The organism is Polyangiaceae bacterium (genome assembly GCA_016715885.1).
Taxonomy (GTDB): domain Bacteria; phylum Myxococcota_A; class Polyangia; order Polyangiales; family Polyangiaceae; genus Polyangium.
In genome coordinates this window covers 259,949-275,975 of the sequence record JADJXL010000025.1, presented here as the reverse complement: position 1 = coordinate 275,975, position 16,027 = coordinate 259,949, and the positions used below count along the sequence as shown (strand labels likewise).

Sequence of the window (16,027 nt, the reverse complement as noted above, 5' to 3'; positions counted from 1 at the left end):
CTCCCTCGTGCGCTCCAGCCGAACCGCTCGTCGTGACACCGATCGTGGCGGTTCCACAGGAGCCAGCTGCGGAGTACGGACAGCCTGCTCCTCCCGCGGGCGAAGGTGATACGGACCGACCGAGACGTCGCGTTTGGACGTGGGAAACGAACGCGCGCGATGCGCGTGAACGTGCGCGGCGCGAACGTTTGCCGCTGGTCGTTTACGTGCGCGCCGATTGGTCCGCTGGAGCGCTGGCGATGGATCGCGACGTTTGGTCCGATCCGCGCATCCTTTTTCATCCGCTCGCGCTCGTGCCGCTACGTCTCGATGTCACGGGTGGTCCGGATGCCGAGCTTTTGGCGGACGAGTTTCGGGTGCAGGCCATTCCCACGACGATCCTCGTCGACGCCGATGGCGGAGAAGCGATGCGTCTCGAAGGTGCACGGTCGGTTGATGAGGTGCTTTCGGCATTGCGCAATCTCGAACGTGATCTCGAAGATCGATAGCTTGTACCGGTTTGCCGTGCGCGGTTATGATGCGGCTCATAGCGAAAACCGATGCATCACCTCACTCGCTTTCTAATTGTTGCCGGAGCTGTTCCTGCGGCGATGTTCGCTGGATGTGCCACTGAGGAGATACCTCAGTACGGCGATCCATCGAAGGTCGTCGGAAGCGTGGGGGGCACTTCTGGGTCTGGCGCGTCGTCGTCCTCGTCGTCCTCGTCTGGCATGTGCATGCCGGATGCTGGCTGCGCGGTCAGCTTCGCGAACAACGTCTTTCCAATTCTCGAGACCAAAGCGAAGTGTTCGGACGCGGCATGCCACGCGCCTGCGGCGGCTCAACCTCCAGCGATGACGCCCAGCGATGCTGCGGCGACGCTGCAAGTGCTGCTCGCGCACAAGTTTTTGGAAGAAGAAGCTGATGCCTACATCGTCCCTTGCGACCCGATGGCGTCGAAGATGATGTGCAACCTGAAGCTCGACCCAGCGGAAGGGATGAACATGTACGGCAAGTGTGCCCCGACGATGCCGAAAGTGAGTGCGCTCGACGCGGTTGACGATGCGCCCCTCAGCCTGATGGAACTCAACACGATTGCGGAGTGGATCTCGTGCGGCGCTCCCGACAACTGACCAATTCGCTTTTGGCGAGTGCCCTCGCGCTCGGTCTCGCATGCTCGGCGCTCGTGCCATCGACTGCGTTTGCCGGACCCAAGGACTCCGAGGGGCTTGCTGCAGTCACCGAGGCATACAACGAGTTTGTCGAAGCCAAATACGACAAAGCCATCAATCGGCTCAATGCGGCGCTGAATGCCTGCAAGGGCAAGGCTTGTGAGCCCAACGTTCGCGCCCAGATCCTCATGGCCATCGGTGTCATTCAGGGCGCAGGGAAAAAGAAGCTGCCTGATGCGAAAGCGGCATTCGAGAAAGCGCTGACGGAAGATCCGAAGATCACGCTCGACAAAGAGTGGGCCACGAAGGAGCTCGAGCAGGCGTTTGTCGAAGCACGACAAGCGACGGCGAAGCCCACGCGTCCTCCGGCGACGAAAGCGCAGCTCGCAGCGGTCGAAGCGGCGAAGGCATCGTTTGCGAGCAAAGACTTTGCTGGGTGCATGGCCGAGCTCATCGCCGACTCCGAGTTTGCCGCGGGCAAACTCATGCTCGCCAGGTGCGAAGACGGGCTCGGTCAACTTCTCGAAGCGAAGAACGATGCCGAGCTCGCGCTGAAATACGCGAATGAAGAGGGCACCTTCGAGATCGCCGAGGAGGCCAAGGCATTTCTCGAGCAGCTCAAGGTCGATACGCCGACCATCACGCTGCAGATCCCGAGCTCTTGGACCGACGTCGAGGTCAAGGTCGACGGCGTACCGATTCCAAAGGACAAACTCAAAAATCCCATCCCGCACAATCCGGGCAAGGCGACGATCGAAGCCAAAGGCAAACGGGGTAAGTTTCCTGCGGCGTACAAGACGACCGAGGCGTTCGATCGCGGCGAGCAGATCACGGTCAACGTCGATCAAGGCGGTGCGGGAGGGAACAACAGCGCCGTTTTTCAATGCATGCAGGCCGCTCGCACGCCCGCCGACATGCAGCGCTGCATCGACACCGGCGGTAAAGGCCGTGGTTTCACGCTCAAAGCCGGCCTCGAGACGATGTTCTACTCGGACAACTTCGACGTCACGGTCGTGTCACCGGCGGTGTTCTTGTCCGGGGAAAACCCCACCGCGGGTTGGTCGGTCGGTGCGAGTTTCGTCGTCGACGTCGTTTCTGCGGCATCACCGGACATCGTTGCGACCGCATCTCGACGGTGGAACGAGGTTCGTTACGCGGGCAGTTTGTCGGGGGACGTCAAGATCAAGTCGGCTCGCGTTGGGCTAAACGGCGCCGTGTCCATCGAGCCCGACTACATCGCGCGCGGTGTGGGTGCTTCTTTCAGCACTGACCTTCACAGCAAGATGATCACTCCGACGCTCGCGTACAACTTCGGCTTCGACATCCTCGGGCGCGCAGATACGCCGCTCGACGTGTTCCGCGAGGACATCTACCGGCACACGATCGATGCTGGCGTGTCGTTCGTCATCGATGCGAGCACCATTGTCGTCGGTGGCGCGACGGCCGAGTTCATCCTCGGCGACACGTCGAAGCCGTATCGTCACATCCCGATGTTCGCTTCGGCGATCGCGGGTCAGATCCCGTCGGGTGCCACGCCGCAGCTCATCGCATCGAATCGCTTGCCGTTTGCCCCTCTGGAACAGCTCCCGACGGAACGCAGTCGGTTTGCCCTTTTCGGGCGCGCGTCGAAGCGTTTTGAAAAGGCGACGATTCGCGGCGACGAACGCCTCTACGTCGACAGTTGGGGGCAGCTTGCGAGCACGACGGATGGGCGCATTTACTACGACGTGAACGACGATCTCCGCCTTGGTGGGCACCTTCGTTTCAACGCGCAGGGACCCGTGAGTTTTTGGAAACGCGCGTACACGGCGGAGCTCTTGCCGACGGGCGGCTGGAACATTCCTCAACTGCGAACGAGCGACCGGGAGCTCGGGCCACTCATTGGCGGCATGGCGGGAGTGAGCGTGCGTTATGCGCTCGCCAGTGTGCTTTCCGCGCAGCTTCAGGTCGAAGGGCTCTACAGCCGCTACCTCGATCACATCTACGTCGTGAATCGGCTCGGCTTGTTCACGGCTGCGACGCTCGAGTTGGAGGTCGACTGATGGGTATTGCAGCGAGTTTGCCCGCGCGCATCGTGCGAGCGACGTTGACGCTCACCGTTTGTCTGGGCGCATCGGTTGCATCGTTCTCCGGTTGCGGAACCGATCCGATCCCGCAAGCGATCATCGATGGTTTGCCCGGCGAAGACTCTGGTGGTCCGAGCGCGACGCACAGGCCCGGACAACCCTGTCTCGTGTGTCACTCGACGTATGGCGAAGCGCAACCGCCGCTCGTCATCGGTGGCACGGTGTTCAAAGAAAACACCATGAGCGGGGCGCTCGAGCCTGCGCCGGGGATCAAAGTCATCGTGTACGACTCGAGCGGCGATTCACGCGTTGCTTGTTCCAACGCGGCCGGCAACTTCTACATCGAGAAAGACAATTGGGAGGACATCACGTTTCCACTCAAGTCTTTCGTCGGCAACGCGCCTCGCCGCATGCAGTCCATCATTGGCCGTGAAGGATCCTGCGCCAACTGTCACAAGTTGCCCTCGGCCGATCGTCCGGGCACGACCCTCACCGGAGCTGGTCGGGATAGTCCCGGTGTGATCATCGTCGAAGATGGTGAAGAGAGTCCCGAGTTGTGTCCGGGGGTGCCGTGATGAGCTCGAAAGGTTTTCCCCGTCGGATCAAGGCATTGGTGCTTGCTTCGTGCACGCTCGTGCTCATGGGCGTGGGTGCATGGAGCTGCGTGGGCGAGGGCGAGCTCGAAGGGGCTGCCTGTCCGAACCACGACGTCTTCGTCCAGCACGTGTCGCCGTATCTCGAACGGCGATGCGGCATGCTCGATTGTCATGGTCAGCCTACGCGACCGATGCGCCTCTACGGACAGCTCGGTTTGCGGCATCCTGAAGAGAACAACCTGGCCGGTGGTGCGGCGACGACGCCTCTCGAGCTGGAGTCGAATTTTGCCGCCGTGTGCAATCTCGACCCCGAAGCGATGCAGGAGGTCGTCGAGAAACTCGGCGCACCTGCCGACAAGCTTTTGCTCGTCAACAAGGCTCGAGGACTCGAACGGCACAAGGGTGGTAAGGTCGTCAACGAGCAGGACGAGGGTGACAAGTGCATCCTCGATTGGCTCAAGTTCAGGGACGCAACGGTGGTGGGCCCGAGTTGCGCTGCTGCTGTCGAGCGCTTGAAGTAGGCTGATTTTTTTCGAAGATCGTTGGCTCCCCAAGAAGCTTTTGCGCGGAAGTACCAACTCGCCTCGTGATCGTGCAACAATGTACGAGCGGCTGGTTTCTCATCTGCTGCGCTGCGAAACATGCGACCTGACGAAATTCGCCCCGGCGGCCTGGTGGCCGGAAAATTCCGGATTCGGACCATTCTCGGTCGGGGACATGGGGTCCTCGTCGAGGCATTCAACACCGAGTTCGATCAGCGTGTTGCGATCCGTTTGCTCCTACCCGGGCAGACCGACGACAAGGAGCTCGAACGTTTTCGACGAGAAGCGCGCACTTTGGCGAAGCTCGAATCCGAGCACGTGGCGCGCATCATCGATGTCGGGACGCAACCCGACGGCACGTTCTACCTCGTTCGCCAGTTCCTCGAGGGGACTGATCTTGCAGCGTATCTGAGAACGCGGGGCCGTTTGTCTTTGCAGGAGGCATCGCTGCTCGTGCTTCAAGCGGCCGAAGCGGTGGCCGAGACGCACGGGCACGGCATCATTTTGCGGGAGATGCAGCCGCAGCACTTGTTTGTGACGACACGTGCTGGAGGATCGCCTCTCGTCAAGCTCATCGACTTTGGCACATCGAAGCTCATGCGCGACGTTGCGGGGCCTGGTGGCGGCGAGATGACGGCGACGACGGTCGTTGGTTTGTCCGCGTACGCATCCCCTGAAGTGCTTCGCAAATCGAAGACGATCGACGTGCGTGCCGACGTTTGGTCGCTTGGCGCATTGCTCTACTTCGTATTGACGGGCCGGCCGCCATTCGACGGCGACATGGCCACGCTTCTTTTGCAGATCGCGAAGGACAATCCGCAGCCCATCACGCAGTTGCGGCCCGACCTGCCGCGCGAGATCGACCAGATCGTCGCGTGGTCGATGGCCAAGGAAGCCGAGGGCCGGTTTGCCAATGTGCACGCGTTTGCCCACGCGCTTCGTCCGTTCGTCACGGCGGAGGGCCAGGTCCTCATCGATCGCATTGGTGCGATTACGCATGCTGCGGCGAACAAGAAGAAGACCGGGTCGGTTCCGCCGCCGCCGGCGGCTGCGAAGCCTGCGGACGACGATGGCGAGGAAGCGACGCGCATGATGAATGCGGCGTCGCTGAACATCGCGGATCTCATGCCGCCCGGTGGTGGTGATGCGCCCATGGAGCGCACGATGTTCCTCGCGGGGGATTTCGTTCCAAGCTCGCCGGCGCCACCGGGCAAACCGCCGCTGCCGACGCCGCGTCCAGCGGCCGGAGCGGGTGGTCCGCCGCCGCCCAAGCCCGCGGCCGCGGCGACGCCACTGCCGGGTTCGCCGTCGGCGTTTCCCGGGCCGAACCCGGGGCTCGGTGGTGCGCCCATGCCGGTGATTCCGCCATCGCCTGCATTGCCTGCATTGCCTGCAGACGCTGCGCGTCCTGCGCTTCCTGCGTGGGCTTCTCGCGGTCCCGATGCGGCGACGCCGCCGGGGTCGGTGCTTTCGGCGTCGGATGGGGACAATCCGTTTGCCAAGAAAACCGACAAACGCATCGTCATCGGTGCCATTGCGGCCGTGGCGGTCCTCATTCCGACGCTCTTGGCAATCGTTTTCGTGGGGGGTGGTGATGACAAACCCGAGGGCACGACGGCGACGGGCGACAGTGCTGACCCGATTGCGGTGAATGCTCCGTCGGCGGCTGCCACGCCGGGACAAACCGCTCCCACGACGACGGCGGACCCCGTTGCGGCGCTGCCGACCGCGACCGATACGGCTGACACCGCAAATCAGCCACCGCCTTCGGGTGGTGGTGCTGCGCCTCCGTCGACGGGTGGAGGCAGTTCCACTGCGAAAAACCCGCCCGCGACCACGAACAAGGGCACGTCGCCGCCGCCGCCGCCACCACCTCCGCCGCCACCACCTCCGCCGCCACCTCCGCCGCCGCCGGCGGGAGGAGGCAATGGCACGCTCGTCGCCGTTGCCGTTGGTGGCTCGTGTGCGTTTTCGGTCAATGGAGCGTCGAAAGGTACGAGCTCGCAGCTCAAGCTTTCAATGCCGCCGGGAACGTATTCGGTCAGTTGCAAACCCGCCAGTGGTGCTCAGAAATCGCGCAGCGTCATCATAAAACCCGGCGAAACGGCGATGGCGATGTTCAAGCTCCAATAAAAGAAGCCTTGCGCTCCATTCCTCGGTTATTGGCGCCTGAATACCTCCGCGGCCGCCATTGCGACCCATTACGCGCTGCTGTTGCATGCGTTGCGTCAAGCCGCCTGGTCGGGCAAATGCATCCTCCGCGGTGCGCATCACGCTACGCTACTTTTTCTCCAGATTAGCTGTTGACCCCTTGCAGCGGTTCCGTTTAACTACCTGAACGGGCGCATCCTTTCGTATCGTCACAGGGGCAAAGCACCGGGAGTCAACCAATGCGTAGCTTGATCAAATCCATTCTCATTCCCGCCATCACGTTTGCTTTTTCCGCACTCGCCTTGCAGGCATGCGGCAGCGACCAGCAATCCGGCGGCACCTGCGTACCGAATTCGACGCAGTCGTGTCTCTGCACGGATGGCAACATGGGTGTGCAAACGTGCCAGGCGAGCGGCGTGTACGACACGTGCACCTGCGGTGGCGGGAGCAGCAGCAGCAGCGGTATGGGTGGCGGCGGTGGTTCCGGTGGCGGCAGCGTTTGCGACAGACCCGCGAACACGCCACCCACGTGCGGCAATGGTAACGTCGACATGGGCGAAGAATGCGACGACGGTAATTGCGTCGCGAACGATACTTGCAACAACAATTGCAAATTGCCGTATTGCGGCGATGGCATCGTTCAAGCGCCCGAAATGTGCGACGGCGACGAGATGTGTCCGGGCGATTGCGGCATTCCGGCCAGCTCGAGCTCCAGCTCCAGCAGCGGTATGGTCGATCCTTGCGTCGGCAAGCTCATCGTGGCTGGTTTCGCGGCACCGCAGAATGGCGCATTCGCGTACAACGGCCAAATTGGTCTCGACGCCGCGGCGGCCGCTTGCCAAGCGCTCGGTGGCTTCGGCATGTGCGACTATGACCAGTGGAAAGAGATCGAAAACAATCCCATGAATCACCAGCCCGATCTCACGAAGCTCGGGATGCTGATCCCATCGGGCACGTGTACCGGCGTATGGCTGCAGCGCACGACCGATCTGGCCATGTGTCCGTCGGGCGTCGGCGGACGTTGCAATGACTGGAACTACAACACCGGTCACATTGCCGACGGCGAATGGTGCAACATCTGCAACATGGGCGGGACGATCACGTGGGATTGCAAGCTCGATTGCGACCCCGTCTTCGATCCAATGAATCCTGGCCCGCACCAGGACCAGACGCTGCCGTGCAACGTCCAGCGCACGATTCCCTGTTGCTACGAGAAGTGCATTCCGATGTCGCCGTGACCATTTCGGATCACGCATGAATGCATCGCGTCCTCGTCTGCAACTTGCAGTCACGATCCTCGGCAGCAGCCTCCTCGCTGCTGCCGGGGGCGATGCGCCCATTCCCTGGCCGCACGGCGAACCTCCCACCCCCACGGCCATCACCGAAGCCGTCGAAGGCGCCCTCGAGCTCTCCGAACGAGATCGATTCGAAGAATTCCTCGCGGCGGAAAATGAATTCGACGATCGCGAACATATTTTCATCGTTCAGCAATGGATTGACGACCATTACGATAGTTATTCCGAACCCGAGGATTTGTTTCGTTTTGGTGATGCCTTCTTTACGCACGAATTTCGTCCAATCGATGGCGCTGGGAATGATTCGCTCCCGCCGCTTCGCCGCATACACACGGGCGTAAAAGGCGGTTTCGATACGTATTCATGCGCCGGTTGCCATTCCGTGGGCGGGCCCGACGGCGCCGGATCACTTACGCAAAATGCATTTGTAAATGGGGACGGCGCGCACCTGTCCTCCGCGAACGTTCGCAATGCGCCCGCCGTCCTGGGCCTGGGCCTCGTGCAAATGCTCGCGGAGGAAATGAGCGCGAATTTGCTCGCCATTCGCGACAATGCACTGGCCAAAGCCGCGGCCCAAGGAAGCGCCGTCACGCTGCCGCTCGTCGCAAAAGACGTTTCCTTCGGGGAAATCACGGCACATCCGGATGGCAAAGTCGAAATGTCGAACGTAAATGGCGTCGATCCGGACCTCGTGATCAAGCCCTTCGGATGGAAAGGCTCGGTCGCCAAATTGCGACGTTTTGCCGAAGACGCCGCGCGCATTCATTTCGGCGTCCAATCCCACGTCCTCGCGCTCGGTTGGAAAGACAAACCAGATCACGAAAAACTCGGGCCTGGCCCGGATTGGTGGGATCCCGACGACGACGGCGTGCAACGCGAAATCGAAGAAGGTGCGCTCACCGCCTTTGCCGTGTACATGGCCATGCTCGAAGTGCCCATCGTATTGCCGCCCTTCGATCCGGGCCTGCGCGAGCGTTGGGCCAAAGGATCGGCCGTATTCGAGCAAATCGGGTGCGCCGATTGCCATAGGCCGCATTTGTTGCTCAAGTCGGCCATGTTTCGCGAATATCCCGATACGACGGGCGCGCCTCCGGTCGAGTTCAACATATTTTCGGTCGGTGACGAACCTCGCGGAAGCTTTTCCGTGCAGCTCTACAGCGACTTGAAACGCCACGACATGGGCGAAGGGCTCGCCGATGCGCACGATGATCCGGAAACGACCATTCCGCGGAGCGTTTTTCTCACGCGGCCGCTGTGGGGCCTCGCCGAATCCGCGCCCTACATGCACGACGGTCGCGCGACGACGATTCCCGAAGCCATCGTTGCGCATGGCGGCGAAGCTCGAGATGCCCGCGATGCATTCGTCGCGCTGGGCGAAGACGCGAAAAAAGACCTACACGTTTTTCTCTTGTCACTCACACGTGAATCGAGATTGGTGGTGCTGCCATGAGGGCCGCGCGCACCTCGCTCCTCTTCGCGTTGACCATTGCGGCAGCCGTGGGCGCGGCATCTGCTTGCTCGCTCGAACCGTCGCCCAAACCGAGCTCGTCGAAAGGTTCAGCAGAGCCGCTCGGCATGCATACGAGCGAGCTCGATCCGGACCTCGAGAAACAAGCGTACCGGTCGCTCGAACGTGATGCCTTGCGGCGCGAGTATCGATTCCAAGACGCCGTCGATCCGGGTTTTCTCTGGAGGTCGACGCGTATCGAACAATCGGCGATCGACGCTCGTTCCTTTGCACCGTCCGAGCTTTTTCAAATAGGTGCGCAGTTATTCAACGTCACGTTCACGCCCGAGATTGGATACGGCGCAAAGGATCTTCCGCGTGTCGGGCGGTTTCATAAAGGGAAGCGCGGCGGACCGGATGCCATCAAGTGCGCGGCGTGTCATTGGCGAGGTGGTCCGGGCGGGGCGGGGGATGCCGCCGACAATGCGTACATCGATGGCGATGGCGATACGCAGGCTTCAGCGCTCGTGCGCAATCCGCGCTCGCTGGTAGGCGCGGGCATCGTGGAGCTGCTCGGGCGCGAGATGACGGCGGAGCTCGTGGAAGCGCGAACGGCCATGCTTGCAAAAGCAAAGGCATCCGGAAAACCCGTACGCGACAAACTCGTCGCCAAGGGTGTTTCTTTTGGCGAAATCGAGGCGCGGCCGGATGGAAGCACCGATGGCACGAAGCTCGAAGGCATCGATGCCGATCTCGTCGTCAAACCTTTCGGCTGGAAGGGGCGGTTTGCTTCGATACGCGACATCGTCGAGGAAGAGCTGCTCATTCATCACGGCATGCAATCGACGTTCGTCGTTGCGCATGGCTCGCCCGATCGTATCGGACCGTTTGGAGGGACAGACCCGGATGGGGATGGAGTCACCAGCGAAATCACCGAAGGGCAGGTCACTGCACTGACGCTTTTCGTGGCGATGCAAGAAGTGCCCATTGCTTCGCCGCCGATCCTCACCGACCACTTCACGATGCTCGCCAAGGGTGATCAATTGTTCACATCACTCGGTTGCGATGCTTGTCATGTGCGATCGCTGCCGCTCGAAAACACGAAGTATGTCTTGACGAACCGTGAGGGCGGGCCGCCCGTCGAAGTGGACTTGGCCGAGGACGGCGTCGAGCCGCGGATCTCGACGAGTGTTCCGGGGACCTTGCGCGTGTACCTGTACAGCGATCTCAAGCGACACGACATGGGTCCGGTGCTTGCGGATGCGCGTGCTGAACAGGGCATCATGAAGCGGTTTTTCGTGACGCCTCCGCTGTGGGGCATCATGCGCAGTCGTCCGTATTTACACGATGCACGCGCGCAGACGGTGAGCCTTGCGATTCTTGCGCATGGTGGTGAGGCGCAGGCGGCGCGCGATGCGTATGCGGCGTTGTCGGAATACGACAAGGGATCGCTGCGCGTGTTTCTCACGACGCTCGTGCGGGCGCGCCGTCTCGATGTGCCGTAGAGACCTGGTCACACGAGTGACCAGGTCATGGTTTGTCTCGGCACTACAGCTTCGCTTCGCCGCCGGTTGCGATGACGCTGCCGGATTTGTCGCGACCACCCCACACGATGATGCTGGATCCTGTCCACACGGTGGTGTGTCTGCGCCGTGGAGGCATCGCGCCGACTTCGGGGATGAGCACCCACGAGCCGCCGCTGGCGTCGGGCGTGTAGATGCCGCCATCGCCATACAGCGTGCCGCAGAGGTCGGTGCCGCAGCCGCCCCAAACGAGCAAGCTCGTCCCGGTCCACACGCCGCTTTGTTCGGCGCGGCCCACGGGAGCTCCCGTGGTGGACGTGGTTTTCCAAGTGGACGTGGCCGGATCGAACGTGCCGCCGGTATTGAGATAATCGCCGCCGTTCCAGCCGCCCCACACGAGCATGCTTGATCCTGTCCACACGGCGGATTGCTGTTCGCGCGCTTCGGGAACGTTTGCCCCGGGGGTTGGTCCCATCCAGGCGTTGGTCGACGGGTTGTAGGACGAGCCGGTCCAGAGCCAATCGGAGTAGTTTTGGCCGCCCCAGATGATCATTCGATCACCGGTCCAGATGGCCGTGTGGTTGAACCGCCCCATGGGTTGCCCCGCGGTGGGAAGGTTTGTCCACGTGTTTGTCATAGGATCGAACGCGGCACCTTGCGCGATGGGAACGTTGTTCGCGAGGCCTCCGAATACGAACATGCGGCTGTCGATCCAGATCGCCGAATGCCTGATGCGCGGCGTGGGTTCGCCCGTCGTCGTCATGGACGACCACGTGTCGGTTTCGGGGTCGTACATGCCGCCGCCCGTGGCGACCGCACCATCGCCAAAGCCGCCCCACACGAGCATTCTGGAGCCGGTCCATACGGCTTGATGCGAGTGTCTTGCCGAGGGAGCGCCCGACTGCGACACGGGGGACCACGAGCGGTTTGTCGGATCGTACACGGCGCCCGTATCGAGCACGGGCTGGCCCGGGGGACCACTGCCGCCCCAGATGATCATTTTCGATCCAGTCCACACGGCAGAGTGTTGCTGCCGAGCGGATGGAGCGCCGGTCGTGGGCAACGTTTGCCATGGCAAACACCCTGGGCTCGTGGGATCGTGCGTGATCGCGCCTGTCGCGGGATCGCACGCATCGGTCGTGCAAGCGACGTCGTCGTCGATGTCGACGGGCACGTGGGTGATCGCGCCCGATTGCGGATCGCAAGCATCCGTCGTGCAGCCATCGCCGTCGTCGAGCGCGATGGGCACGACGACACACTCGCCGGCAGCGCTGCACGTGCCCGTCTGAACGCACGTTACGCCATCGCACGCGGTTCCTTCGGCGAGCGGCGTATGTGAGCACGTGCCGGATTCGCATCGGTCGTCGGTGCAGGACGAGTCGTCGGAGCAATCGCTATCGACGGCGCATGCGGGAGCGCCACCGCTTCCGCCGGCTTCGTCCGGGATGAGGCCGTAGTCGACTTCGGCGATGAGAACGCAGTTGGCGAGAGAAAGAGCGGCGAATGCGGCGGCGAAGGCGGACTTCGGGCCGACCGCCGCGACGCGGGGCAGCATGACTTCCGGTAACAGGAAATCGTTCGAGCAGCAAGAATTCCTTCCCATCGGGTGAAGAATCACTCATAATGGGCTCTTCGGCCTGTCTTGCCGTTGACGAGCGGGAAGGTGGGTCGCACGTTTTATGATGTTCACGTCGCTCGATGCAGCGGTGAACATCCGTTTCGAGAACCTGGTTTTTCCGAGTGGTTTTGCATCGACCCCCTCGGACGTTGGCGATACTTGCTCATGGAACCGAATTCGGCTGCTCGAAATGAACCGTCGTCGGAGAAATCGTCGTCGTGCTCGGACGCTGCTCGGGTTTCTTTCGAGAAACCGGCAGTAGCTCGGCGCGGATCTCTGCTTGGTGCACTCTTGGCGATCGGCGTGTCCGGCGCGTTGCTTGGCGCTTGTGGTCCTGAATCGAACGGGGGCACGGGTGCCACCGGGTCCGCTGGTATGGCTGGGGCTGGTGGAGGAGGTGGAGGAGGTGCGGGAGGTGGTGGTCCTGCGGGGCCGACACCTTATGAGCTGTTCTTGAAGATCGAACCGGAGCTCAAGGGCAATTGCTACATTTGCCACAAGGAAAACGGTTCGGCCGATGCGCCATTCATTGCGGGAAGCACGCCCGAGGAGCGGTACAACAGCATTACGTCGTGGCCGGGAATCATCACGGCGACGCCTGCTGAAAGCATCTTGTTGACGCATCCCGATCAGCCCACACATGGTGGGGGCGAGGCTCCGCCGTTTCCGGCCGAAATCAAGCCTGACGCGATCATTTGGCTCACGGCGGAATCACAGAACGCGCCCGACGCAGTCGAAGAGATTGGGCCCGCGGTAAAACCTTTCAAACCGATTGGTGGTGGGGCATTCAACACCCTTTACTTGTCGGAGCTCGGGCCAGACTTCGAATATGCATCGATATCGTTCAATGCCAAGGCGATCGGCGGAACGAGCGACGAACCGACGATGCTTTGGCTCACGAACATCACGGTGCACACGGTCGCGGACAAACCCCTGCACATCGTCCACCCCTTGTTCACCGTATATCCACCTGGCGCTCCCGCGGATCCCGATCCGGTCGATAGTTTCTCGAACATCGATCAGACGTTCACGATCGACGGCAATCCGAAGTTGGGAACGGGAGAGGTCGTCCTGACGAACTGGAAGAAAGGTTCGTATTTGGGTTTGGCCTTCGAGCTCATCGAGGTTTATGGGGGTAATGCAGGCGGAGGAACGGGTTGCAAGGACATTGCAACGTTCCAGACGGTCGTCGTGCCGAAAATGCAGACGTGCATGATGAAGTGTCATGGCGGAACGGATCCGCAAGCCAAGGGCACGATGAACTTGTCGGAGCTCAATGCGGCGACACCGACGGCGGCTTGTATCGAGGTGCGTGCGCGCATCAAGCCTGGCGTTCCGGCGGATAGCCAGATTCTGCTCGTGACCGATCCGACACAGATCGTCGTGCACAAATACAAATTCGATGGGGACTATAACCAATACAACGCATTCAAGGACGCAGTGACGCCTTGGATCCTGGCGGAGCAATGATGATGAACCTTGGCAATATAGCGTGGAAAGGAGCGGCGCTCGCGGGCCTGATGCTGGGCCTATTCGCGTGCGGCGGCAACGAGGATCCTAATAAGCTCCTCGGCGGCCCGAACGGCGCCCAGCCCTGTCCACCCGATACGGGCGGCGCAGGAGGTACGGGTGGCGGCGCGACGGGAGGAGCGGCCGGTAGCACGGGTAGCGCAGGCGCGGGCACGGGTGGTGCGGTGGCGAGCGGCAGCAGCAGCAGCAGTTCGTCCGGCACGGCTACGGGCAATCCCACCCTCGATGCGCGCGCGATTTCATACACCGAAGCGTTGCGCACGGCGAGCATCAAGCTCGTTGGCAAGCTGCCGACGCTTGCGCAGATGGAAGACGTGCGGCTCTCGCCGGACCCGAAAGCCACGTACGAAAAGCTCGTCGACGAATTCATGAATTCGCCGCGTTTCGCAGCAGCGATGGTCGAGTTCTGGAAGAACACGTTCCGTTCCGGCGGAGCGGCGGCCGGCGGCGTTCCAAATCGCGATGGCGCCCCGAATTTCGCCGCGCAGATCATCACCGAAGGCCTCGACTACCGCCTCATGTTCACGGCGGCGAGCGGCACGTGTCCCACGTTCGACCCGATGGCAGGCACGTTTACTCCAGCGGATTGTCCCAATGGGCCGCTCACGGCAGGCGTGCTCTCCGACGCGGGGCTCATGTACCAATACGCCAGCGCGCTCGCTTTCCGTCGCACACGATTCATTCAAGAAACGTTCACCTGTCGCAAGCTGCCGGCCGAATGGAGCTCGATGCCCGTTCCAAAAGGTGCTGGCAGCTACACGTCACCGTGGCCGTTCGAATCGATTGGCGACCTGTCCAATGGCGGTCGCATCGCCTTCCAAGACACGACGGCTGCCATCTGCGCCAACTGCCATACGACGATGAACCATCGCACGCCGATTTTCGCGCGCTACGACGACATGGGCAAATACGTCGAGCCCACGGTGGGCATGGATGGCATTTTGGAATTCTCCGTCGCGGTTCCCGTCGAGGGCAATCCGCTGGCGAAAATGTCCGACTACCTCGTGCCGGGTGAAACGACGGCGTGGAAGTTCGGCAAACCCGCTGCGAACGTCGCCGAATTCGGGCAGCAAATGGCCGCCGACGACGAAATCGCCCGGTGCGCCGTGCTGCGCATGTGGAACTACGCGTTCTCGAAGGGCGATGCCGTTTATGATCTCGGCGATGCACCCGATAGCGTCATCGGATCGCTCGTCAACGACTTCAAGGCGAATGGCTACATCCTACGCAACACGCTCCGAGCCGTGTTCGTCCACGACGACTTCGTGAGGTTTTAATCATGGCGAGGACATTGATTGGCTGGGCACTGCCCGGCGTCTTCTTTACGGTCGGCTTCGGCTTCTCCGCATGCGTGGGCTCATCGGATCCGGTGGGTGACGATTGCGAGCCGAGCCTTGTCAGCGCGAGCTCGAGCAGCAGCGGAAATGGCGGCGCTGGAGGTGGCGGTACGGGTGCCGGTGGCTCGGGAGCGCAATCGGCAGGCGATCCTGAAACCAGCGAAAACCCCGATAACAACTTCCATCACCCCAACGAACCGACACAGTCGGGGCAGGCAGATCCGTTCGAGATCCTGAAGCAACGCGCATCGGAGGGCCCTCCGGACGTGCGCACGCGCTTGCATTCGTGCAGCAAGCTCAGCTACACCGCCCTCGGCGAATTCCTCGTTTCGCGCGGCGTCAACATGGCGACTCCGGGACAGGGTGGAGTGCCTTCGGCGGGCGAATTGTACAATGCGGCATCGACCAAAGACGCGCTCGGTCTTGCCAACTACGACGCGCGTATGGGCGAATCGTATTACTATACGATTTCGTCGGCAACGAAGATGTTCGACATCTTCGTTCAGGCAGCTCCGCAAATCATCGCCAACATCCAGAACATGCCCGAATGCCAAATCAATGGCGTCGGCAATCCCATGTTCGACCCTGTCACGGACAAATGCGATTACAATGCGCTGAGCTGCATCATGGGACGTCCGGCGCTCGATGAAGATCTGACGCTGTGCAATCTCATGATCTCGGAGGCCACTCCGGCCGAACTCGAAAACCGCAAAAAGATCACCGTCGCGGCATTCCTGGCTGCGGCGCATACGTGCCAATAGGAGACGGGCC

At 61.7% G+C, this 16,027-nt stretch carries 13 protein-coding genes; 12 read left to right on the top strand and 1 reads right to left on the bottom strand.

From position 1 onward, the window contains the following. The first annotated feature begins 32 nt into the window (after positions 1-32). The 9 genes from IPM54_36140 (at position 33) to IPM54_36100 (ending at position 10,753) form a co-directional block, all read left to right on the top strand. Positions 33-488, top strand: coding sequence for a thioredoxin family protein (locus IPM54_36140; GenBank protein MBK9265200.1), 456 nt, complete (start codon positions 33-35; stop codon positions 486-488). Positions 489-716: 228 nt separating this feature from the next. Next, positions 717-1,112, top strand: coding sequence for a hypothetical protein (locus tag IPM54_36135; GenBank protein MBK9265199.1), 396 nt, complete (start codon positions 717-719; stop codon positions 1,110-1,112). Then, entirely contained in the window at positions 1,091-3,193 is a 2,103-nt protein-coding gene (locus IPM54_36130; GenBank protein MBK9265198.1) for a DUF3570 domain-containing protein, read from the top strand. Before IPM54_36135 ends, IPM54_36130 begins: the two co-directional genes overlap by 22 nt. Continuing rightward, the gene (locus IPM54_36125; GenBank protein MBK9265197.1) at positions 3,193-3,792 is read left to right on the top strand and encodes a hypothetical protein; all 600 of its coding nucleotides are present in this window, start codon (positions 3,193-3,195) and stop codon (positions 3,790-3,792) included. Before IPM54_36130 ends, IPM54_36125 begins: the two co-directional genes overlap by 1 nt. Then, on the top strand, positions 3,792-4,334 hold the full coding sequence (locus tag IPM54_36120; protein MBK9265196.1) for a hypothetical protein: 543 nt from the start codon (positions 3,792-3,794) through the stop codon (positions 4,332-4,334). The genes IPM54_36125 and IPM54_36120 overlap by 1 nt, the downstream gene beginning before the upstream one ends. A 120-nt stretch (positions 4,335-4,454) precedes the next feature. Then, entirely contained in the window at positions 4,455-6,488 is a 2,034-nt protein-coding gene (locus IPM54_36115; protein ID MBK9265195.1) for a protein kinase, read from the top strand. A 257-nt stretch (positions 6,489-6,745) separates the two neighbouring features. Then, positions 6,746-7,744 (top strand): hypothetical protein, encoded by a 999-nt coding sequence (locus IPM54_36110; protein MBK9265194.1) that lies wholly within the window; start codon positions 6,746-6,748, stop codon positions 7,742-7,744. 16 nt (positions 7,745-7,760) lie between these two features. Beyond that, positions 7,761-9,251 (top strand): hypothetical protein, encoded by a 1,491-nt coding sequence (locus tag IPM54_36105; GenBank protein ID MBK9265193.1) that lies wholly within the window; start codon positions 7,761-7,763, stop codon positions 9,249-9,251. Continuing rightward, a complete protein-coding gene (locus IPM54_36100; protein ID MBK9265192.1) occupies positions 9,248-10,753 on the top strand; it encodes a hypothetical protein in 1,506 nt (501 codons plus the stop codon). The genes IPM54_36105 and IPM54_36100 overlap by 4 nt, the downstream gene beginning before the upstream one ends. A gap of 43 nt (positions 10,754-10,796) precedes the next feature. On the opposite strand, the gene IPM54_36095 is transcribed toward IPM54_36100, so the two are convergent. Further along, complete coding sequence (locus IPM54_36095; GenBank protein MBK9265191.1) at positions 10,797-12,326, bottom strand: hypothetical protein; 1,530 nt, start codon at positions 12,324-12,326, stop codon at positions 10,797-10,799. A gap of 108 nt (positions 12,327-12,434) precedes the next feature. Here IPM54_36095 and IPM54_36090 point away from each other — a divergent pair, with 108 nt between their 5' ends. From IPM54_36090 to IPM54_36080, 3 genes are read left to right on the top strand one after another with little or no spacing between them, the layout of a single operon-like run. Beyond that, a complete protein-coding gene (locus IPM54_36090; GenBank protein MBK9265190.1) occupies positions 12,435-13,859 on the top strand; it encodes a hypothetical protein in 1,425 nt (474 codons plus the stop codon). After that, positions 13,856-15,196, top strand: coding sequence for a DUF1549 domain-containing protein (locus tag IPM54_36085; GenBank protein ID MBK9265189.1), 1,341 nt, complete (start codon positions 13,856-13,858; stop codon positions 15,194-15,196). The genes IPM54_36090 and IPM54_36085 overlap by 4 nt, the downstream gene beginning before the upstream one ends. A gap of 2 nt (positions 15,197-15,198) precedes the next feature. Next, a complete protein-coding gene (locus tag IPM54_36080; GenBank protein ID MBK9265188.1) occupies positions 15,199-16,017 on the top strand; it encodes a hypothetical protein in 819 nt (272 codons plus the stop codon). The last annotated feature ends 10 nt before the right edge of the window (positions 16,018-16,027 follow it).